Annotated in this window: 15 protein-coding genes and 1 pseudogene; 10 read left to right on the forward strand and 6 right to left on the reverse strand. The window is 57.7% G+C overall.

Going from position 1 to position 21,353, the window contains the following annotated elements:
* Positions 1–74 precede the first annotated feature (74 nt).
* From dctP to fdhF, 7 genes are all read left to right on the forward strand, one after another.
* Positions 75–1,070 carry a TRAP transporter substrate-binding protein DctP gene (dctP, locus tag LN050_02680; protein ID UFS56775.1) on the forward strand — a complete coding sequence of 332 codons (996 nt, stop codon included), beginning with the start codon at positions 75–77 and terminating at the stop codon, positions 1,068–1,070.
* 61 nt (positions 1,071–1,131) lie between these two features.
* A complete protein-coding gene (locus tag LN050_02685) occupies positions 1,132–1,641 on the forward strand; it encodes a TRAP transporter small permease (GenBank protein ID UFS56776.1) in 510 nt (169 codons plus the stop codon).
* Complete coding sequence (locus LN050_02690) at positions 1,638–2,954, forward strand: TRAP transporter large permease (GenBank protein UFS56777.1); 1,317 nt, start codon at positions 1,638–1,640, stop codon at positions 2,952–2,954. Before LN050_02685 ends, LN050_02690 begins: the two co-directional genes overlap by 4 nt.
* Positions 2,955–2,956: 2 nt before the next feature.
* Complete coding sequence (locus tag LN050_02695; GenBank protein ID UFS56778.1) at positions 2,957–4,240, forward strand: malonyl-CoA decarboxylase; 1,284 nt, start codon at positions 2,957–2,959, stop codon at positions 4,238–4,240.
* Between the two features lie 10 nt (positions 4,241–4,250).
* On the forward strand, positions 4,251–5,795 hold the full coding sequence (locus LN050_02700) for a malonyl-CoA synthase (GenBank protein ID UFS56779.1): 1,545 nt from the start codon (positions 4,251–4,253) through the stop codon (positions 5,793–5,795).
* Between the two features lie 163 nt (positions 5,796–5,958).
* Positions 5,959–7,737 (forward strand): NAD(P)H-dependent oxidoreductase subunit E, encoded by a 1,779-nt coding sequence (locus LN050_02705; GenBank protein ID UFS56780.1) that lies wholly within the window; start codon positions 5,959–5,961, stop codon positions 7,735–7,737.
* Positions 7,738–10,623: a formate dehydrogenase subunit alpha gene (gene fdhF, locus LN050_02710; GenBank protein ID UFS56781.1), complete on the forward strand. Its 2,886-nt coding sequence runs from the start codon at positions 7,738–7,740 to the stop codon at positions 10,621–10,623.
* Positions 10,624–10,692: 69 nt separating this feature from the next.
* On the opposite strand, the gene LN050_02715 is transcribed toward fdhF, so the two are convergent.
* Positions 10,693–11,340: a hypothetical protein gene (locus tag LN050_02715; protein UFS56782.1), complete on the reverse strand. Its 648-nt coding sequence runs from the start codon at positions 11,338–11,340 to the stop codon at positions 10,693–10,695.
* Between the two features lie 206 nt (positions 11,341–11,546).
* Between LN050_02715 and LN050_02720 the strand changes: the two genes are divergently transcribed.
* Entirely contained in the window at positions 11,547–12,977 is a 1,431-nt protein-coding gene (locus LN050_02720) for an aldehyde dehydrogenase family protein (GenBank protein ID UFS56783.1), read from the forward strand.
* Between the two features lie 95 nt (positions 12,978–13,072).
* Positions 13,073–15,595 carry a penicillin acylase family protein gene (locus tag LN050_02725; GenBank protein ID UFS56784.1) on the forward strand — a complete coding sequence of 841 codons (2,523 nt, stop codon included), beginning with the start codon at positions 13,073–13,075 and terminating at the stop codon, positions 15,593–15,595.
* A gap of 140 nt (positions 15,596–15,735) precedes the next feature.
* Here the strand turns inward: LN050_02725 and LN050_02730 are convergent, their stop codons facing one another.
* The 5 genes and pseudogenes from LN050_02730 to mltG all read right to left on the reverse strand — a co-directional run bounded on the left by LN050_02730 (position 15,736) and on the right by mltG (position 20,261).
* Positions 15,736–16,491 (reverse strand): ankyrin repeat domain-containing protein, encoded by a 756-nt coding sequence (locus LN050_02730; GenBank protein UFS56785.1) that lies wholly within the window; start codon positions 16,489–16,491, stop codon positions 15,736–15,738.
* A gap of 122 nt (positions 16,492–16,613) precedes the next feature.
* Entirely contained in the window at positions 16,614–17,429 is an 816-nt protein-coding gene (locus tag LN050_02735; protein ID UFS56786.1) for a TatD family hydrolase, read from the reverse strand.
* 16 nt (positions 17,430–17,445) lie between these two features.
* Positions 17,446–18,525 (reverse strand): DNA polymerase III subunit delta', encoded by a 1,080-nt coding sequence (locus tag LN050_02740; protein ID UFS56787.1) that lies wholly within the window; start codon positions 18,523–18,525, stop codon positions 17,446–17,448.
* Positions 18,522–19,208, reverse strand: a complete 687-nt coding sequence (gene tmk, locus LN050_02745; GenBank protein UFS56788.1) for a dTMP kinase — start codon at positions 19,206–19,208, stop codon at positions 18,522–18,524. The genes LN050_02740 and tmk overlap by 4 nt, the downstream gene beginning before the upstream one ends.
* Before the next feature lie 47 nt (positions 19,209–19,255).
* Positions 19,256–20,261 (reverse strand): annotated as a pseudogene (mltG, locus tag LN050_02750) (endolytic transglycosylase MltG).
* A gap of 110 nt (positions 20,262–20,371) precedes the next feature.
* Here mltG and LN050_02755 point away from each other — a divergent pair.
* A complete protein-coding gene (locus LN050_02755) occupies positions 20,372–21,334 on the forward strand; it encodes a folate-binding protein (protein ID UFS56789.1) in 963 nt (320 codons plus the stop codon).
* Positions 21,335–21,353: the final 19 nt, after the last annotated feature.

The raw sequence follows: 21,353 nt of genomic DNA on the forward strand, positions 1-21,353 counted from the left end.
GAAAACGATAGGGTTTTATGGCTCTGTTACATATATCATGGCTGCTCTTTTATACAACATCGATTGGAGACAACATGACATTCACAATCAAGTCATTGGTGCTGGCCGTAGTAGGTGCAACCATTATGACCGCCGCGCATGCTGACGTGGTGCTCAAGGCATCGCATCAGTTTCCGGGTGGTAAAGGCGACGTGCGCGACGAGATGATACAAATGATCGCGCGCGATGTGGCTGCGGCCAATGTGGGTCTGACCATCAACGTATTCCCTGGCGCCAGTTTGGTCAAGCCCAAAGAGCAGTGGAAGGCCATGTTGACCGGCCAGATTGACATGACGTCTTTGCCACTGGACTACGCTTCTGGCTTCCACCCCGAGTTTGGCGCCACGCTGATGCCTGGCCTGGTTAAAAATCATGCCCATGCACGTCGTATCAACGACTCTGCATTCATGAAGGACATACACGCCATCATCAACAAAGGCGGCGTCGATGTGTTGGCCAACGCTTGGTTGGCAGGCGCCTTTGGCGGCAAGGACAAATGCATTATCGAGCCCAAGGACGTAAAGGGCATGAAGGTGCGCTCAGCGGGTTCAACCTTTGCTGAAATGTGGGCAGGCGCTGGCGCGTCTATTGTGTCCATCCCGTCTCCCGAGGTGTACAACGCCTTGCAACAAGGCGTGGCCCAGGGCACAGACACCTCTGCGGGTAGTTTTGTATCGTTTCGCTTGTACGAGCAGCTCAAGTGTTTAACAGCGCCTGGCGACGAGGCACTGTGGTTTATGTACGAGCCTGTGCTCATTTCCAAGAAGGCCATGGCCAAATTGAACGACGCACAAAAGAAGGCGTTGATGGTTGCATCTGCCAAGGCAGAAGCTTACTTTGAGGCCGAGTCCAAAAAGCTTGATGAAAAATTGGTGGATTCATTTACCAAGGCTGGCATTGATGTGAAGTACATGACAGCGGCACAAGCTGATGCCTGGCGCGCAGTGGCCGCCAAGACGTCTTACAAGAACTTTGGCGACAAAGTGGCCGGTGGCCAGGCATTGATAGACAAGGCACTGGCAGTCAAGTAAGCCGCACGGCTAACAACAGCCAAAGAAATCAGCAGGAGTAGGGTTTGAACCAGGTTTACAAATGGGTTTGCAAGGCATCGACGGCGTTGGGCATTTTGCCGCTGGCCTGATGCTGTTGTCGGTATTGGTGGTGTGCCACATGGTGTTTGTCAGGGCGGTGCTCAACGAGTCATCCGTATGGCAAACCGAGTTTGTGACCTTTGCCCTCATTGCCGCGACCTTTCTTGGTTCGCCCTACATATTGCTGACCAAAGGCCATGTCAACGTGGACTTGCTCCCTTTGATGCTGGGCGACGTGGGCCGCAGGCGTTTGGCTTGGCTGGCGTCCAGTCTGGGTTTTGGCTTTTGTTTGTTGTTGTTCTACAGCAGCTTGCACTGGTGGTGGGAGGCGTGGGTGCTGGAACTCACCACACCCACTATTTGGCGTGCACGCTTGTGGATTCCCTACCTCAGCTTCCCTATAGGCTTGGGTCTTCTGTGCTTGCAGTACATGGTTGATATCTGGGCGTTGGCCAAAGGCCTGTCCTCTCCGTTTGCCGCAATGGCCACACAAGAAGAAGGTGCGGTATGAATCCGTTGGTAACAGGCGCGCTTATTTTTGGCGTAACGCTTTTATTGTTGGCCACAGGCATGCCTATTGCGTTTGCACTGGGCGCCACGGCTTTGTTTTTCATGTGGCTTAACGACGGTTGGGCGGCACTCACTTTTTTGCCCGAAACCTTGTTTGCGGGCCTTGACGACTTCACTTTGGCATCTATTCCCATGTTCGTCATCATGGGTGCGGCGGTGGCCTCATCGCGTGCGGGCAGTGACTTGTACGAAGCCCTGTCGCGCTGGCTGTACAAGGTGCCAGGCTCCCTGGTTATCTCAAACATTGGCGCGTGTGCCTTGTTTTCTGCGTTGACAGGTTCGTCTCCAGCGACTTGCGCGGCCATAGGCAAGATGGGTATTCCAGAAATGCGCCGCCGTGGTTATGACGCCGATTTGGCCACTGGCGCCATTGCGGCCGGCGGCACACTGGGCATTTTGATTCCGCCCAGCGTGACCATGATTTTGTATGGCATTGCCAGCGAAACGTCTATTGGTGCCTTGTTCATCGCGGGCATTGTGCCGGGTTTGCTGCTGACCGGTTTGTTTATTGCGTGGGCCTTGTTGTTGAGCTGGAAACGGGGCAATGTTGCCGTGTTTGCAGGCCAAAGCTATACCCTGTTGCAACGCTTGGAGCTCATGCCCAAGCTGCTGCCCTTGTTGCTGGTGATTGTGGGTGTTGTGTACTCACTGTACGGCGGTATTGCCACGCCATCCGAGGCGGCGGGCGTAGGTGCTGCGCTGTGCCTGGTGATGGTGATTGTGATTTACCGCATGTGGACAGTGAAAGACTTGTGGCACATCATGCGAGACGCACTGCGCGAATCAGGCATGTTGCTCATGATCATTGGCATGTCGGTGTTGTTTGGCTACGCCATGTCGTCTTCGTTGGTGACCCAAAGCGTTGCCACCGCTATTGCCGAGTTAGACGTTAACCGCTGGGTATTGTTGGGCTTTGTAAACGTGTTTTTGCTGGTGCTGGGCTGCTTTTTGCCACCAGCGGCCATTATTCTCATGACCACGCCCATCATCTTGCCGGTCATCACCGCCGCTGGCTTTGATCCCGTGTGGTTTGGCGTGATGCTCACCATCAACATGGAGCTTGGCTTGATCACGCCGCCGGTTGGATTAAACCTGTTCGTCATCAATGGCATCACGCCTGACGTGAAGCTCACCACCATTTTGCGCGGCGCATTTCCCTTCATGATGTGCATGGTTGTGGCCATGGTGTTGTTGTGCCTTTTCCCTGGCATTGCCACCTGGCTGCCAAGTGTGTTGATGGGCTACGGAGGCTAGGCATGTTTGAAAAGCTGTGGGCCTTGGCCAAACAAGCGCAAGAGGACAGAGGCTTCAAGCAATTGGTACTGGCTTGCAAAGGTCTGCTGTCTGAGCGTGGCCAAGCCAATATGTATGCCTTGGCTGACGAAGTGGTGGCCGGTTGGGCAGCATTGCCCGCCAGCCGCTACGAGGCCTTTTTTGCGGTTTTGGCCACCGAGTTTGCGCCAGACGAGAAGCGGGTGGCCAAGGCCATTCAGGCCTATCTGGACAAGCCCAACCCAGACACGTTGGCACAACTGTCGAGCGCCAGTGAAGCGCCACGCCAAGAGCTGTTGCGTCGCATCAATAGAACAGGGCGGGGGACCGCCACGCTATTGGCCATGCGCGTAGCCTTGTTGAACTGCATGCGTACACGCCAAGGCCTAAACGTGGTGGACGCAGACTTTTTGCATTTGTTGTCGTCCTGGTTTAACCCGGGTTTTTTGCGCTTCGAGCCCGTCAGCTGGGACTCCAGCGCGGCTTTGCTTGAGAAAATCATTCACCACGAGGCAGTGCATGCCATAGACAGCTGGACGCATTTGCGCCGGCGTCTGCAAAGCGACAGGCGTTGCTATGCCTTTTTTCATCCACAGCTTGAGGGCGAGCCCCTGATATTTGTGGAAGTGGCGCTGACACACGAGATACCACCTGCCATTGCGCCGCTGATTGACATCAAGGGTGAGCCAGACACCAGCGCCAAGCCCAAGGTAGCGGTGTTTTACTCCATTAGCAACTGCCAGCCCGGCTTGCGCGGTGTGTCTTTGGGTAACTTTTTAATCAAGCGCGTGGCTGAGCACTTGGCCGCCGAGCTGCCCAGTCTCAAGACCTATTGCACCCTGTCCCCTGTGCCAGGTTTTGGCAAGTGGCTGGAACAAGCCGATGCCGACAGCCTGGCCGCACCGATTGCCGCGCAACTGCAACTGGTGCGTAAGTGGCAGTCTGAGCACACACCGCTCACGCAAAGTGACATAGGCCTGATGCCGCAAGCGGCGCAAACTGCCTTGCAAAACCTGTGCGCGCACTGGCTTGTCAACGGCTCTCACCAGCATTTGAGTGATCCTGTTGCGCGCTTTCACCTGGACAACGGTGCACGCCTTGAGCAGGTGAATATTGCGGCCGACTTGTCTAAAAAAGGCATCAAGCAGTCTTTGTCTGTGATGGTGAACTATGTATACGATTTAGACAAAGTAGAGGCCAGACACGAGTCATTTATGCAAGGTGTGGTGTCGCACTCGTCACACGTTAGTAAATACCTTAAAGCCTAAGCCTATTGTTATGAGCAACTCCAATCACAATTTTTACACCCTGCTACGCCAGCAATTCCCCAAAGACCTGACAAAGCCCGCCATTTACGACGAGGCCGGCATTTACTCATGGGCAGATTTGGAGCAGGGTTCGGCCATGATGGCCAACCTGTTAGAGGGCTTGAATTTGCCAGCCGCAAGCCGCATTGCCGTGCAAGTGGACAAGTCGGTAGAGGCCGTCATGTTGTACCTGGCCACATTGCGCACAGGCCATGTGTTTTTGCCACTCAATACCGCCTACCAAAGCGCCGAGGTGGGGTACTTTTTAGACAACGCCAAGCCCGCAGTGGTGGTGTGTAGCCCTGCCAATTTTGGCTGGGTGAGCAAGCTGGCGTTTCAAAATGGCGTCGCGACTGTGTTTACCCTTAGCGACCAGCGCAGTGGCAGTCTGCTTGAGCGTGCTGCCCACTGTGACAGCAAACACACACCGGTTGGCGTTGCGGGCAATGACCTGGCCGTCATCATTTACACCAGTGGCACCACAGGGCGCAGCAAAGGCGCCATGCTCAGTCATGCCAATATTGCCAGCAACGCACAAACCCTCAAAACCTACTGGAACTGGCAGCCCAATGATGTGTTGCTGCACGCCTTGCCCATATTCCACGTACACGGTTTGTTCGTCGCGATTCATGGCGCCTTGCTCAACGGCAGCCCCATGATTTGGATGAAAAAGTTTGACCCGCAAGCCGCGCTGGCCCACATGCAGCAAGCCACTGTATTTATGGGCGTGCCCACGCTTTATGTGCGCATGCTTGGCCTGCCCGGGCTGAGCGCCAAGGCAGTTGCCAATATGCGCTTGTTTGTGTCTGGCTCAGCGCCCTTGTTGACGGACACATTTGAGGCGTGGCAACAGCGCACAGGCCACACTATTCTTGAGCGCTATGGCATGAGTGAAACCGTTATGCTCACCTCCAATCCGTGCACACCAGACCAACGCCACAACGGCGCGTCCAAACGACTGGGCGGTACCGTGGGTTTTGCGTTGCCTGGCGTGGACTTGCGCGTGGTAGACGATCAAGGCCAACTTCTTGGCGCCGGCGAGGTGGGCCACATACAAGTCAAAGGCCCCAGTGTGTTTGCAGGCTACTGGCAAATGCCCGAAAAAACTGCCGAAGAATTCACTGCCGACGGCTACTTTAAAACGGGCGACGTGGGCCTAGTCAGTGCCCAAGGCTACGTCACCATCGTAGGGCGCAATAAAGACTTGATCATCAGTGGCGGCTACAACGTGTACCCCGCTGAAATTGAGTCTGTCATCAACAACCTGCCTGGTGTGGCTGAAAGTGCCGTGGTGGGTGTGCCCCATCCAGACTTTGGCGAGGTGGGCGTTGCAGTCGTGGTGGCGGCTGGTGCGGCCAACGTAAACGGCACTGACTTGCTGGCCACACTAAAGCCCATGCTGGCCAACTTCAAGTTGCCCAAACACTGCGTCGTGGTGAATGAACTACCACGCAACACCATGGGTAAAGTGCAAAAGGCCTTGCTGCGCGAGCAATACGCCACGCAATTTGCCTGAGTAAGAGGCTCCTGTATCGCGCTGACGTGTGCAGGCATTGGCCCACGCGGGGCGATGCTGAGCTGCCAGCCACGTTGCGCCCAGCAAATAAGCGTGAGGGTCAAAGGGGCGGCTTACCGTATCATGACTGCAACCTGCGACCACACAACGCCCGGATTGCTTTATGCCCCACGCCCATATCCCTTTGGCCTCGGTAGACCAGATGCGCCAGCGCATTCGTCGCAGCAGCCAGCTTAAAGGCAGGCAAGCCTGCGACCACGACTTGGCACAAGTGCTGGCCTTGATTGGTGAGGGGCCTTACAGGCGTGACTTGCTGATTGAGTACCTGCACCAGTTGAACGACGCGCACCTGGGCCTTCGTGACACGCATCTGGTGGCTTTGGCCAAGCTCATGCGCTTGCCCATGGCCGAGGTGTACGAGGTGGCCAGCTTCTACCACCACTTTGACGTGTTGCGCGACGATGCACAGCCAGCGGCCATCACCGTGCGCGTCTGCAATGGCTTGAGCTGTAACTTGCAAGGTGCGCGAGACTTGTTGGACAAGTTGCCCACACTGTTGGGCCACGCGCATGCCCGTGTGGTGCAGGTGCCATGCGTAGGTCGTTGTGAACAAGCACCAGTGGCCGTCGTACACCAGAACCCCGTGGTGTTGGCAACCACCGACTCTGTGGTGCAAGCTGTGAACAGCGGCGCATTACACCACCGCATAAGTGCGGGTGGCGCGCGCTTTGAGCCAGCCGATTTAACGTTGCAAAGCGTGAGCAAATCCACCGCGGACATAGCGCCCGCTTATGTAGACATGGCCACCTATGTTGCGCAAGGCGGCTACGCTTTGGCCGCATCACTTGACAATGCCGCAGCCGGGACGGGGGAGACCGCCTTGTCAGCCATGGAAAACGCTGGCCTGCGTGGTTTGGGCGGCGCTGGCTTTCCGGCAGGGCGCAAGTGGCGCATTGTGCGTGAGCAGGCCGCGCCCAAGCTGATGGCGGTCAACATCGACGAAGGCGAGCCAGGCACCTTTAAAGACCGCACCTACCTGGAGCGTGACCCGCATCGGTTTCTAGAGGGTATGTTGGTCGCTGCCAAAGTGGTAGGCGTAGACGCTTGCTACTTGTACATACGAGACGAATACCACGGCGCGCGCGCGTTGTTGCAAGCCGAGTTGGCCAAGCTACAAGCCAACCCGCCGTGCGCCTTGCCGCACATAGAGTTGCGCCGAGGCGCTGGCGCCTATATTTGCGGCGAAGAGTCCGCCATGATTGAAAGCATAGAAGGCAAGCGCGGTGAGCCTCGCATGCGCCCGCCCTACATTGCGCAAGTGGGGCTGTTTGGTCGGCCCACTTTGGAACACAACTTTGAGACGCTTTACTGGGTGCGCGACATCGTGCAGCGTGGCGCACAGTGGTTTAGCGGCTTTGGCCTCAATGGTCGTTCGGGCTTGCGCTCATTCAGCGTGAGCGGGCGCGTCAAACAGCCAGGTGTGAAGTTGGCGCCTGCTGGCATCAGCGTGCGCCAACTCATCAACGAGTATTGCGCCGGTATGCAAGACGGCCACCAGCTGTATGCCTACTTACCCGGCGGCGCGTCTGGCGGCATATTGCCAGAGCGCTTGGCCGACGTGCCACTGGACTTTGACACCTTGCAACCCTATGGCTGCTTTATTGGCTCAGCCGCCGTCATTGTGCTGAGCCAGCAGGACTGCGCCAGAGACGCTGCACTCAACATGATGCAGTTTTTTGAGCATGAGAGTTGCGGTCAATGCACACCTTGCCGCGTGGGTACAAAAAAGGCCGCCACGCTGATGCAAGCGCAGGTGTGGGACAACGACACCTTGAACGATTTGGGCCAGGTCATGGTGGATGCGTCTATCTGTGGCCTTGGCCAAGCCGCGCCCAACCCCATGCGTTGTGTGCAGCAGTACTTTGCCCACGAGGTGTCTTGAATGAACGCGCCCCTAAAACTATCAGATTTGTCGCCCCAGGAAATTCACTTCACGCTGGATGGGCAACAGATCACGGCATTCGACGGCGAGAGTATTTTCAGCGCAGCCAGGCGCAACGGCATAGACATACCGCACCTGTGCTTTAAAGAGGGATACCGCGCAGACGGCAATTGCCGCGCTTGCGTGGTGGAAATTGACGGCGAGCGCACACTGGCGCCCAGTTGCTGCCGCACTGTAAGCGCAGGCATGCACGTGCAAGCCCACAGCGAACGCGCCCTTAAAAGCCAGCGCATGGTCCTGGAAATGCTCATGGCTGACATGCCAGAGCAGGGCTTTAAGTGGAACGACAAGCTGCCGGCCGCAGCAAACATACAGCAAGACAGCAGTCAACACGGTGAGCATGGTGAGCTAAGCCTGTGGGCCAACCGCTTGGGCGTTGACGTGCGCCCGGCTTTGCGCGCCACACAACGCGAAGCCATTGCGCCAGATCTGTCCCACCCAGCCATGGCGGTGAACCTGGATGCCTGTATTCAGTGCAACCGCTGCGTGCGCGCCTGCCGTGAAGAGCAGGTCAATGATGTTATTGGCATGGCCTACCGAGGCGCACAAGCGCAAATCGTGTTTGACCTGGGCGACGACCTGGGCGCCAGCTCTTGCGTGGCTTGCGGCGAGTGCGTGCAAGCTTGTCCTACTGGCGCCTTGATGCCCCAAACCCAAGTCGGCAGCCAAGCGGTAGACAGCCGGGTGGACTCGGTCTGCCCGTTTTGTGGTGTGGGCTGCCTGCTGACCTACAACGTCAAGGACAACCGCATCGTAAGTGTTGACGGGCGAGACGGCCCGGCCAACAAAAGCCGCTTGTGTGTAAAAGGGCGCTTTGGTTTTGACTACGCCCACAGCCCCCAACGCCTGACGGTGCCGCTGATTCGCAAACCCGGTGTGGCCAAAGACACCAACTTCGCGACCAGCCCAGCGCACTGGCAACAGGTGTTTAGAGAAGCCACCTGGGAGGAAGCCTTGGCCTTGGCTGGCACGCAGCTGTCAAACTTGCGCGATACCTATGGCCCCAAGTCTCTGGCTGGTTTTGGCTCTGCCAAAGGCAGCAACGAAGAGGCGTATTTGTTTCAAAAACTCATACGCACGGGTTTTGGCTCCAACAACGTAGACCATTGCACCCGCTTGTGTCATGCCTCCAGTGTGGCCGCCTTGTTAGAGGGTGTGGGCAGTGGCGCCGTGAGTAACCAGGTGAACGACGTAGAGCACGCCGAGCTGATACTGGTGATTGGCTCTAATCCAACTGCCAACCACCCTGTGGCGGCCACCTGGATGAAAAACGCGGCCAGGCGCGGCGCCAAGATTGTGTTGGCAGACCCGCGCATCACCGACATGGGCAAGCACGCTTGGCGCACCATGCAGTTCAAGCCAGACACCGATGTGGCCATGCTCAATGCGCTGATTCATGTGGTGATAGAAGAGGGCTTGGTAGACCAGACCTTTGTGCGCGAGCGCACTGATAATTTTGAGGCGTTGCGTGACAACGTGGCTGGCTACAGCCCTGAGGCTATGGCGGCTGTTTGCGGTGTGTCTGCCCAGACCTTGCGCGAGGTGGCGCGCGCATTTGCCGCAGCCAAAAGCGCCATGATTTTGTGGGGCATGGGTGTTAGCCAGCACGTGCACGGCACCGACAACGCGCGCTGTTTGATTGCGCTGGCCAGCGTGACCGGGCAAGTCGGCAAGCCTGGCTCTGGTCTGCATCCGCTGCGCGGCCAAAACAATGTGCAAGGCGCCAGCGACGCAGGCCTGATCCCCATGATGTTTCCCAACTACCAGCGCGTAGACAACGCCAGTGCCCACGCGTGGTTTGAGCAGTTTTGGGATCACAAATTAGACGACACGCCTGGCTACACCGTGGTGGAAATCATGCAAAAGGCCTTGGCCGATGACAGCGACCCACACAAAGTGCGCGGCATGTACATCATGGGTGAGAACCCGGCCATGAGTGACCCCGACCTCAACCATGCCAGACAGGCGTTGGCCAGCATGTCGCATGTGGTGGTGCAGGATATTTTCATGACAGAAACGGCTTGGCTGGCAGACGTGGTGTTGCCTGCTACCGCCTGGCCCGAAAAAACAGGCACAGTCAGCAACACCGACCGCATGGTGCAGCTGGGCCAGCAGGCGGTCAGTCCGCCAGGCCAGGCCAGACCAGATTTGTGGATCATCCAGCAAATGGCCAAAGGCATGGGCCTGCAGTGGGACTATGCGGGCGAGCATTGCGGCGTGGCCGCGGTTTACGAAGAAATGCGCCAGGCCATGCACACGGCTATTGCGGGCATTACCTGGGACAGGTTGCAACGTGAGTCCAGCGTGACCTACCCATGCTTGAGCGAGTCAGACCCCGGTACGCCTACGGTGTTTATCGATACATTTGCCACCGCCAATGGACGCGTGCAGCTGGTACCGGCAGACATCATTCCGGCCAACGAGCGCCCTGATGGCGACTACCCCTTTGTACTGATCACGGGACGTCAGCTTGAGCATTGGCATACAGGCAGCATGACGCGCAGGTCCTATGTATTGGACGCCATTGAGCCCGTGGCCACGGCCAGCATGTGCGGCGCGGATTTGCAGCGCTTGGGCGTGCAAGCCGGCGACGTGGTGACGGTGCGCTCACGCCGAGGTGCAGTGGTGTTGCAGGTGCGGCTAGACGACGGCACGCCCAGCGGCGCGGTGTTCATACCCTTTGCCTACGCAGAGGCGGCGGCCAACCTGCTGACCAATGCCGCGCTGGATCCATTTGGAAAAATACCGGAGTTCAAGTACTGCGCCGTTGCTGTTTACGCAGGTGGTGATTTGTCGCCTAAAAACGGCTACAGCAAAGGCGTTTGATAACTAGCCTTGGGTTGCAAAGCCTATTGCGGGGCTATTGAGGGACTATCTTGAGGGGCTGTTGCGTGACTATTGGGCCAGCAGCTCGCGCAAACGCTTGGTCACTTCTTGCGCTGTATGCGCAGACATGCGCTCACGCAGTTGGGCGGCGGCGGCTTTGGTGCGTTCCTGGCGCTGTATGTCATGTAGCTGTGCATACAGTTCACGTTTGGTCTGTGTCAGATGCGCATCTGTTTGGGCCAACTGGACCAGTAAACGCTCACGTGCTTGCATGGTCTCTTGCAAGTCGGCTATCCGGTTTGCCACGTCGTCCCAAGACAACTCACCCGCCTCCTCGGCGTATTGGTCAAGTGGGGCAAATAGTTCAGGCAAGCGCTGGCTTAGTGTTTCCAGACTGGCGTGTGCCATGTCATGCACGCCAAAGTGGTCGGGCGAGCGTGCAGCCTGTTCTAACCAACTGTCCAGCTGCGCTCGCTCTGCACTGTTAGCACTGCCAGCACTGTTTGCAATGTTGTCAGCAGTGTCGCTGTCATCGACGGATGCAGGCGATGCAGCGGCTTGTACCGGCATGGGTATCACTTTGGCCGCTGTTGGCTGCTGTGTAACGGCTGCGGTGTCGTCGTCTGTGCTGGTGTAGTCAATGGGGCTCCAGCCCTTGCCTGGGTTGTACTTGAGCAGCGTGCTGGCGTAGTCGGTTTGTATTTTTTCTTTTGACATGCAACATCCTAATTTGATTGCTAGGGGTGATATCGAATCTAATTATTTAATTGTTGATTGTATGTGCTTGTTTTATCGCGTGTCTAGTGCCTGTTGTTATGTGCATCAAAGATGACAGCGCGGGTGTTTGAATGCAGGTAACATAGCATTAACCAACCGCTTGGTCGGTTAATTGTTTCAACATATTCAAACGCCAAAGAGACAACATGAAAACCTATGCGCAGCACTACATTGACGGGCAATGGGTCAACGCCAGTGGCAACACCACGCTGAACGTGACCGACTCCAATACTGAAGAGGTTATTGCCACCGTGCCCGCGGGCAGTGCAGCAGACGCACAGAGCGCGGTATTGGCCGCACGCAGGGCTTTTCCAGCATGGTCTGCATTAAGCGTGGAACAGCGCGCTGGCTACCTGGACAAAGTAGCCGCTGGCTTAAAGGCGCGCGCCGACGACCTGACTGCAACCATTGCCAGTGAGGTGGGTATGCCACTCAAGATGGCTGGCATGGTGCAAGTGGGCATGCCTATATTCAACTGGGGCAACTTTGCCAAAGTCGCACGCGCCTTTGAGTTTGAAAGCGAAATCAAACACTCGTTGATCGTGCGCGAGGCGATTGGCGTCGTGGGGTGTATTACGCCCTGGAATTTTCCGCTGAACCAAATCGCACTCAAAGTGGCGCCCGCGCTGGTGGCAGGCTGCACCGTCGTGCTAAAGCCGTCAGAGATCGCGCCCATCAACGCCATTATCTTGACCGAGGTGATACACGAGGCGGGCGTGCCTGCGGGCGTGTTCAACCTGGTGAATGGCTTGGGCCCGGAAGTGGGTGAGGTGCTGGCCAGCCATCCTGAAGTGGACATGGTGAGCTTTACGGGTTCTACCCGCGCGGGCAAGCGTGTAGGTGAGCTGGCATCACAAAGCATCAAACGTGTGGCGTTGGAGCTTGGCGGTAAATCTGCCAGCGTGGTGTTGGACGATGCCGATTTTGCCGCAGCCATCAAGGGCTCTGTAGGCGCTTGTTTGCTCAACAGCGGTCAAACCTGCTCGGCGCACACACGTTTGCTGGTGCCCGCGTCGCGCTACGACGAGGCCAAAGCCCTGGCCAAAGCGGTCATTGAGCGCTTCACCATTGGCAACGCCTTTGACGAGGGCAGCAAATTAGGTCCCCTGGTAAGCGCAGCGCAGCGTGACCGTGTGCTCAGTCTCATACAACTTGGCCTGGACGAAGGTGCAGAGCTCATTGCTGGTGGCGCAGACAAGCCCGCATTTGACAAGGGCTACTTTGTACAGCCAACTATTTTGGGTGTGCAACGTCACCACACACTGGCACGGGAAGAAATTTTCGGCCCAGTCCTGGTGATGCTGACTTACAAAGACGAAGACGAGGCTGTGGCCATTGCCAACGAGACGGTTTACGGCTTGGGTGGCGGCGTATGGGCTGGCACAGATGAGCGCGCCATTGCTGTGGCCAGGCGCCTTCGCACAGGTCAAGTGGACATCAACGGTGCACCATTCAATGCCAATGCGCCATTTGGCGGCTACAAACAGTCGGGAAACGGCCGCGAAAACGGCGTGTTTGGTTTGGAGGAGTTCCTGGAGGTCAAAGCCATTCAAAGGCCTGTGCCCAAACAAACCTAGTGCCAGGCCACTGGTGACTTGCTTTGGCATGCGCCCAGAGAAGCTCTGGGTGCGCACGATATAGTGGTGACCAGTCACTGTTTTAGGACACCGCTATGAAACGCTCATTCGCTCGTTTGGCACTGCATGCTGTGTGGATGCTGCCTCTGGTTGGCGCCATAGGCTTGGGTGCGGCGGTGCTGGTGTACGCACTCAACAGCCAAACACCCTTGGACGGCACGTTCACAGCGCCTGGTTTGCGCCAACCTGTGAGCGTGACCCGCAATGCCAGCGACGTCACGACCATTCAAGCCCAGTCTGCCACCGATGCGTGGTACACCATGGGCTGGGTACACGCCAGTGAGCGAGCGTGGCAGCTTGAGTTCAATCGTCGCGTGGTACGTGGCACTTTGTCCGAAGTGCTGGGTGAGGCCACGCTGGATACAGACAAGCTGCTGCGTACCCTGGGCATTTACAAAGTGGCGCAGCAGCAGCTGGCCGCATTGCCCGCCAAGGCACAACAAGCCTTGCAGGCATACAGCAACGGCATCAACGACTCACTGGCTGGGCAAACCCAGTGGCTGACACCCGAGTTCACTTTATTGGGTGTGAACGCCAAGGCGCGGGCGCAGAAAGGGCAGTTCTGGACACCTGCTGACTCTGTGGGCTGGTCCTTGATGATGGCGCTGGACCTTGGCGGCAACTGGAGTCACGAGTTTGCGCGGTTTAGCTTGTTGCAAACGCTAGACACCCAAGCGCTGTGGCAAATCATGCCGCCTTATGCGCGACAACAAATACCTGAAGCGCCCGCAACCAGCCTGGACTTGGGCCAGTTGTACCAGTCGCTAGGCGCTTACAGTACGGACGGTGTGGCCCCAAGCCGTGCGCGTGCCGATGTCAACGGCTTGAGAGAGCAGGTGGGCGCAGCTGCCAACGCATGGGTGGCGCAGTTGGGCAGCCTGGACGGCAAAGGCTCGAACAACTGGGTCGTGGCTGGCCAGAACACGCGCAGCGGTCAGCCCATGTTGGCCAATGACCCGCACCTGGGTCTCAGTGCGCCGGCGCTATGGTATGTGGCCCATTTAAAAGCGCCTGCAAGTGACGAATGGCCAGCCATGGACGTGCGCGGCGCGACGCTGCCGGGTTTACCCGTGGTGGTGTTGGGACATACCGCTGGTGTGGCATGGGGCTTTACCAATGTGGGGCCAGACGTACAAGACTTGTACCTGGAGCAGCTCAAGCCAGATGCACCCGATTTGTACCGTGTGCCGTCGCCAGCAGGGGCAGGGGAGTTTCAAACGTTTGCCACACGGGCTGAAACCATCAAGATCAAGGGCGATGACGACTACACCTTCACCGTGCGTAGCAGCCGCCATGGCCCAGTTGTCAGCGACGTGCAGCCTGCCTACGACAGCGTTCTGGACAAAACGCGCTACGCGATTGCGTTGCGCTGGAGTGCTTTAGAGCCAAACAACAAGACTGTGTTGGCTGGCCTCAATGCCAACTTTGCCACCGATGTGGCCAGCTTGGAACAGGCTTACGCCGACCACCATTCGCCCATGCAAAACGTAGTCATGGCGGACACCAACGGGCGCATTCGTTACAAAGCCATTGGCACCACACCTGTACGCAACCGTGCCAACGACATCATGGGTGTGGCCCCTAACCCGGGCTGGGACGCCAAATACGACTGGGCAGGGTGGCTGCCTTACGCCGACACGCCTGAGGATGATGGCGCTGCTGGCTGGATAGCCACAGCCAATCAGCGCATACACGACACCAAGTACCCGCACTTTATAACCAGTGACTGGGCCACCAGCCACCGCATGCGCCGAATCAGCAAGTTGATGGCGCAAAGCCCGCTGCACGATGCACAGTCTTTTGCGACCATGCAAATGGATCAGGTGTCGCTATCTGCGCTGTCGTTGTTGCCTTACTTGCAGCGCAGCACCAGCGACCATGTACTGGCACCCGCTGCAGCCAAGGCGCTGGCCGGTTTTGATGGCGACATGCGGGTGAACTCACCGGCGGCGTTGATGGTCTCGGTGTGGGCGCATGAGTTGACACAACTGGTGATAAGGCCGCGACTAGGCCAAGACAAGTTTGACAAGCTATACGGCAAGCGCCAGTTTAGGGAGGGGCTGTTGGGCATACTGGCCAGCGACAACACCGACTGGTGTGGCCAAGCCGGCTGCAAGCCCCTCATGAATCAAGCGCTTACGCTCACACTAAACCAGTTAAGTGCCGATATGGGGCCAGACCTCAGCAAGTGGCAGTGGGGAAATGCCCACACAGCCATCAGCAGCCACAAACCATTTGGCAATGTTGGGGTGTTGGCCAAGTTGTTCAACGTACAAGTGCCAGTGGGTGGTGATGGCTATACCGTTAACGTGGGGCGTTATCACGCCAGCGGCGAGCGGCCCTTTGCGGTGGTACACGCCGCATCATTGCGCGCGATTTATGACTTGTCCGATTTGTCAAAGTCGCAGTTCATGTACCAAACCGGCCAAAGCGGCAATGTGCTGTCCAACCGTTACGGCGACATGAGCGCTGAATGGGCCAATGGACGGTATCGCTTGCTGGGTGTGCAGGGCGAAGTACCGCAGCACACCATGCAGCTGCTGCCCACAGTACGCTGATGCAGGTGGCAGGCTAGTTGCTGCGGTGTGGCAGCTGGCTAACTAACTGACTGACTTCTACCTTCGCTACTTATGTTAGTTAACATAATATACATTGTGGAATGTTTAATATAAAGCACCATTAACGTAAGTGTGTCCAGTCACCAGGTTCCCTTGGGCAAGGCTGCGTTGTCCAGTGCAACCTGATCCAGTAGTCTGATTGAATCTGGCTTGGCGCCTGCCTTGGCGAAATCCAATGCGCTAAGACCTTTGGCGTTGATCAGGTTGACGTCTGCGCCCAGTTCCACCAGCAGCTTCACGCTGTCTGGCCGACCGTAGCGCGCGGCCATCATCAGAGGCGTCGTGCCATTGGGCGATTCGGCGTCTATATAGGCGTAGTTGTCCAGCAGCAAACTGATCATGGCGGGCGCTTGTTCGTAAGTGGCGGCTGCGGCGTAATGCAGCGGTGTCCAGCCCGGGTGGTTGATGGCGGCTTTGGCTGCAATCAAGGATTGCGCCAGTGCCACCTGGCCACGCAGCACGGCCAGCATCAGCGGGGTTTCGCCCGCCTTGTTGCGCGCATCAAGATCAACGCCGGGCTGGCGCAACAGGACCTGGGCAATGCGTGGCGCTGGAAGGCTTACTGCTTCATGTAAGGCTGTGTTGCCGTTTGCAAGGCGCAAGTTGGGGTCGGCGCCAGCAAATACCGCATTGCTAAACGCCCATTCATCGTCTTTTTGAAGGGCGTCCCAAAACCTCTGTTCGCGCGCCGCCTGTTGCTGCTCAGCGGTTGGGGCTGGCTTGGGTGATGACTTTGGAGCGGATTGAATCAGTGGCACGTCATCGGTGTCCTGGTGGCTGGGAAACACGGTTTGCGCCTGTGATGGCAAGCCTGGGCTTAACGCCCAGCACACCATTAACAAAGGCCAAGTAAATCTATACTAAATAGATATTTATCATAGTATTGCAGGTATTTATTCATGTAGTTTGTCATGCAACATGAAGTTGCAAACCCTCCCCCAAATCACGCGCTGATGGCTCAGGGCTGGGCTTGCGCCTTTGAAAACAGCCTGTAAAAGTTCTCTGTGCTCAAGCGCCCTACTTCTTCAACGGCAATGCCCTTTGTTTGCGCCACTTGTTGCGCCACCAAGGGCACAAAGGCTGGGCTGTTGGTTTTACCTCTGTGTGGCGTGGGTGCCAAATAAGGGCTGTCGGTCTCAATCAGCAGCCTGTCCAGCGGCACATAAGCCACTACATCTCTGATATCCGCCGCATTTTTAAAAGTAATAATGCCCGAGAAGGAGATGTAGTAGCCAATATCCAAGGCTGCCTTGGCCACCTCCAAGCTTTCAGTAAAGCAGTGCAACACGCCTCTGGACTGTGGGCCATCGCCCGCACTGGCGCTGCCAAAGCCGCCTATATCCCGCAACATGGCCATGGTGTCTGCGCTGGCGCTGCGCGTGTGCACCACCAACGGTAAATCAGTGGCCCTGCCCGCACGTATGTGTGTGGCAAAGCGGTCTCTTTGCCATTGCATATCGTCTATGGTGCGCCCGTTTAAGCGGTAGTAGTCCAGTCCTGTCTCGCCAATGCCCACTATGCGTGGGTTGGCCGCACGCTGTACCAGCCAGTCAAAGCTGGGCTCAGCCACCCCCTCGTTGTCTGGGTGTACGCCCACGGTAGCCCATAGGTTGGCGTGCTGTTGGGCCAAGTGTAAAACGTCGTCGGCCTCCTCTACCGTGGTACAGATGCACACCGCCTGGTCCACATGTGCCTCAGCCATGCGCTGCAATATGCTGTCCAGGTTGCCCTTGAGCTCAGGGAAGTTCAGGTGGCAGTGAGAGTCAATAAACATGAAAACCGATGCGTTGTTAAGAGTAAATGCGTGTGGGGGTTAGGCGTGGGCACCCGTGGGCAAAGGCCGCGTGGGCTTGGCCGCAGGCAAACACCATGGCTGCGTCTGCCATCCAGGCCTCGGTTTGAAGGCCTGCGTTGTAGGGGTGTTCTACCGTGCGCCGCCAGCCTGCCAAGCGCTGGGCCCATTGTTCCAGGCTGCGCAGGTGCGGCAAGGCAGGCAAATCGGTCGCCTCAAAAAACCTGGGCGCCGCACCTACCCAGACCGCCTGTGCATCGTGGGCAATTTTTTGAAGTGTGTCCAGCACAACGACAGCGTCCCAGTCTTGCATGCCTGCCAGTTGGCCGGCGGCCACGGCCTTGGGCAAAGCACTCCACTGCGCCGCGCTAAGGCCCAACTCGGCCCAGGCCAAGGCGTCCATGGGCCGTCCGCCAGCGGCGCGCAGCCAGGTGGTCGCAGCTTGTGCGCTGGGTGCCGGCTCAACGGTGGTGCCAAGCCAGTCGGTGCAAGTGGCGGCATCTGGCCAGGCCATGGTGTGGGTGAGGCAGCGGCTGCGTATGGTGGGCAGCAACATGTGCGCAGCCTCGGTGGCCAGCACAAAGCGCACGTCGCCGGGCGGCTCTTCCAGGGTTTTCAGCAGGGTGTTGGCCGATTCCACATTGAGCCGCTGCGCCGGGTAAACAAGCACCACTTGGTAGCGTGCCCGTGCACGTGTCATCTGGGTAAATGCCACGGCTGAACGCGCCGCATCCACCCGAATCCATCGGCTTGGTTTGCGCTCTTTTTTGTCTATGGCGTCTTGTGCTGCGGCTGGCAGCGGCCAGTCCAGGCCGGGGGCAACCGTCTCGGGCATCAACACGTGCAAGTCGGGGTGGGTGCGCACCTCGACGCTGTGGCAAGCACCGCATTGGCCGCAGGCACCAGCATCTGTGGGTGCGTCACAAAGCCACGTTTTGGCCAAGGCATAAGCCAACTCGTACTGGCCAAGGCCAGGCGGGCCGCTTAGCAGTAGTGCATGTCCGCGCTGCTGCATCAAGGCCTTTAACTGGTCTTGCAGCCAGGGTGCCAAGGCGGTTGGGGGCCTTAAGTCGCTCACGCCACGTTGCCTTTGAATGCGGCACTATTGACCATAATGGCCAGCCAGCCGCGTTGCACCACCTGATGGGTGATGTGCTGCCACACCAAGTGCTTGCTCTGGTCTGCGTTGATACGCACCATACGCCCGGCTGAGGTCTCAAAACGGGCTTGGTAGCCACTGCGCACACGCTCGAAAAAGTCCAGGGATTGTGCTTCAAAGCGGTCGGCTTCACGCGCTTGCGCCAGCCGCTCAGCCGCCACCGCTGGGGGCAAGTCAAACCACAGACTCAGGTCGGGTTGACGCAGACCGGATTGATCCGCCTTGGTTTGCACCCACTGCTCCAAGGTGGTGAGTGTGGCCAAGTCAAAGCCGCGCCCTGCCCCTTGGTAGGCAAAAGTGGCGTCTGTGAAGCGGTCGCAAATCACAACGCTGCCCTTGGCCAGCGCGGGCTCAATTACGGTGACCAAATGGTCCCGTCTGGCGGCAAACACCAGCAAGGCTTCAGTGAGTGGGTCCATGGCTTCGTGCAAGACCAGTTCGCGCAAGCGCTCGGCCAATGGCGTGCCGCCAGGCTCACGGGTCAGCACCACATCGCGCCCTTGCTCTCTGAATAAATGCGCCAAGCCCTCGATGTGCGTGGACTTGCCAGCGCCATCGATGCCTTCAAAGCTGATAAATAAACCGCGTTTGAGCTGACTCATAGTGATGGGGATGTCAATGTAAACAAGTGTCTAGCTTAACGCCCAAATCAGCGGCCAAAAATATAGCGTTGTACGGCCATGTTGTGCTCGGCCAGGTTGTTGCTAAAGGCGCTTTGGCCGTTACCCTTGGCAACAAAGTAAAACGCCTTGGTGGGCGCAGGTGACACAGCAGCCGCCAACGATGCCGCGCCAGGCATAGCAATGGGCGTAGGGGGTAGACCCGCCCGGGTATAGCTGTTGTAAGGCGTATCCGTGCGCAGGTGTATGCGGCGCAGGTTGCCGTCAAAGGCGTCGCCCAAGCCATAAATGACGGTGGGGTCTGTTTGCAGGCGCATGCCAATGGCCAAGCGGTTGGCAAACACGCTGGCAACCAATGGGCGGTCTGGGTCGTGGTTGGTTTCTTTTTCAATAATGCTGGCCAGTATCAACAGTTCATCAGGGGTGTTAACAGGTGTTTGTTCGCTGCGCTTGGCCCAGGCTTTCGCCAACTCGGTGTCCATGAGCTTGGCCGCCTGGCGCAGCACATCCAAATCATCGGCGTGCTTGGGAAACACATAGGTGTCAGGGAAAAACCGCCCTTCCGGGTGCTGGCCGTTGCGCCCCAGCGCCGCCATGATGCGGCTGTCTGTCCAGTCGCTTGTAACCGGTTCAAGGTCAGGGGCGTCAGCAAGCGCTTGGCGCACTTGTTTAAAAGTCCAGCCCTCAATGAGGGTGACTTTGCGCAACGCCTGTTTGCCCTGCACCAACACGTCAATCAGCTGTGTAGGCGTAATGCCAGGGGCCAGCTCATAACTACCGGCCTTTATCACGCGCTTGGCCTGACCAGCGAAACCACTCAAACAGCAAGCGCGTGGGCGTGGCCACGCCCGCCTTGTTCAGTGCCCTGGCAACGTCCATCGCGTTTGCACTGGGCGGTACACGCAAGTCCAGCACGTCTTGATTGGCCTCAAGTGTGATGGGCAGCGGCTTTTGGCTCCACCAGGCCACGCCCGCCACCGCACCCAGCACGGCAAGCACAGCGGCAATGAATAGAAATTTGAGCGTCTTTAGCATGGGGTTGACTAGGTATACAACTGGGCCGGCAAGGTTGATGACAGCACAGCATAATCATCGCATTATTTCTGTTTGATTCGACTCTTAAACCTCACAAGGCCGCGCGCGACATGTCCCATTCAGCCACGCTCACTCCTCACGATGAACAAACCCTCACCTTGCTGCCCGACTGGGGGGTGATGCTGGCAACGGGCGAGGATGTAGCCGACTTTTTGCACAAGCAGCTGTCCAATGACATGTTGTCGCTAGACCAGGCCTCTGCGCGCTTGGCAGCTTTTTGCAACGTGAAAGGCCGTGTACAGGCCAGTATGGTGGCATTGCGCCTGGATGCACACACCATTGCACTGTTAATGCCCCGCGATTTACTGGAGACCACGCGCAAGCGTTTGTCCATGTTTGTCATGCGCGCCAAGTGCGTTTTGACAGACGCATCCGAGCATTACGCGGTAATGGGTTTTGTGCGTCCCTGTCTGGCGTCGCCGGTGCAGCCCGCCTGGCAACGAATCACTGTGCAACTGCCCTGGGGCCAAGCCGACAGCCTTGCATGGCCAGCAGCCCAAGGCGCACAAGCCTGGCTGGTATTGGCACCGGCTACGGGCGCGCCCACCGAGGCCCAGGAAGATGCGCTAGCCAGTTGGCAATTTGCGTTTGTGGCCAGCGGCGTGGCCATGGTGAGCCAGCCCACATTTGAGGCCTTTGTGCCACAAATGATCAACTACGAGTCTGTTGGCGGCGTGAGCTTTAAAAAAGGCTGTTACCCAGGCCAGGAAGTGGTGGCGCGCAGCCAGTTCAGGGGTGCGATCAAGCGGCGCACCATGTTGGCCCAGCTGTCGCCTGACGTTGCGCTACCAGCCTTGGGCGCTGAGGTGTTTGCCAACCGAGCTGATCAGCCCGACAGTTTTGAGGCCTGTGGCGTGGTGGTTGGTGCTGCCAGCTTTGAGGGGCAGCAAGTGGTGTCGTTCAGCACACAACTGGCTATTGCACAAGAGGCCACTGCGTTGCGGCTGGTTGACGCCAACGGCCCCGCGCTGCAGTTGTTAAACCTGCCCTACGCGCTTCTTGCTGATATCTAGGCGTTTGTACAGGTGTGTT

The sequence above is a fragment of the Comamonadaceae bacterium M7527 genome (assembly GCA_021044545.1).
Taxonomy (GTDB): domain Bacteria; phylum Pseudomonadota; class Gammaproteobacteria; order Burkholderiales; family Burkholderiaceae_C; genus RS62.

Coding starts and splice junctions, on each gene's coding strand:
- LN050_02695 (UFS56778.1), top strand. CDS start 2,957: ATGTTTGAAAAGCTGTGGGCCTTGGCCAAACAAGCGCAAGAGGACAGA.
- LN050_02755 (UFS56789.1), top strand. CDS start 20,372: ATGTCCCATTCAGCCACGCTCACTCCTCACGATGAACAAACCCTCACC.
- tmk (UFS56788.1), bottom strand. CDS start 19,208: ATGAGTCAGCTCAAACGCGGTTTATTTATCAGCTTTGAAGGCATCGAT.
- LN050_02685 (UFS56776.1), top strand. CDS start 1,132: ATGGGTTTGCAAGGCATCGACGGCGTTGGGCATTTTGCCGCTGGCCTG.
- LN050_02730 (UFS56785.1), bottom strand. CDS start 16,491: ATGGTGTGCTGGGCGTTAAGCCCAGGCTTGCCATCACAGGCGCAAACC.
- LN050_02720 (UFS56783.1), top strand. CDS start 11,547: ATGAAAACCTATGCGCAGCACTACATTGACGGGCAATGGGTCAACGCC.
- LN050_02725 (UFS56784.1), top strand. CDS start 13,073: ATGAAACGCTCATTCGCTCGTTTGGCACTGCATGCTGTGTGGATGCTG.
- LN050_02735 (UFS56786.1), bottom strand. CDS start 17,429: ATGTTTATTGACTCTCACTGCCACCTGAACTTCCCTGAGCTCAAGGGC.
- LN050_02700 (UFS56779.1), top strand. CDS start 4,251: ATGAGCAACTCCAATCACAATTTTTACACCCTGCTACGCCAGCAATTC.
- LN050_02715 (UFS56782.1), bottom strand. CDS start 11,340: ATGTCAAAAGAAAAAATACAAACCGACTACGCCAGCACGCTGCTCAAG.
- fdhF (UFS56781.1), top strand. CDS start 7,738: ATGAACGCGCCCCTAAAACTATCAGATTTGTCGCCCCAGGAAATTCAC.
- LN050_02690 (UFS56777.1), top strand. CDS start 1,638: ATGAATCCGTTGGTAACAGGCGCGCTTATTTTTGGCGTAACGCTTTTA.
- LN050_02705 (UFS56780.1), top strand. CDS start 5,959: ATGCCCCACGCCCATATCCCTTTGGCCTCGGTAGACCAGATGCGCCAG.
- dctP (UFS56775.1), top strand. CDS start 75: ATGACATTCACAATCAAGTCATTGGTGCTGGCCGTAGTAGGTGCAACC.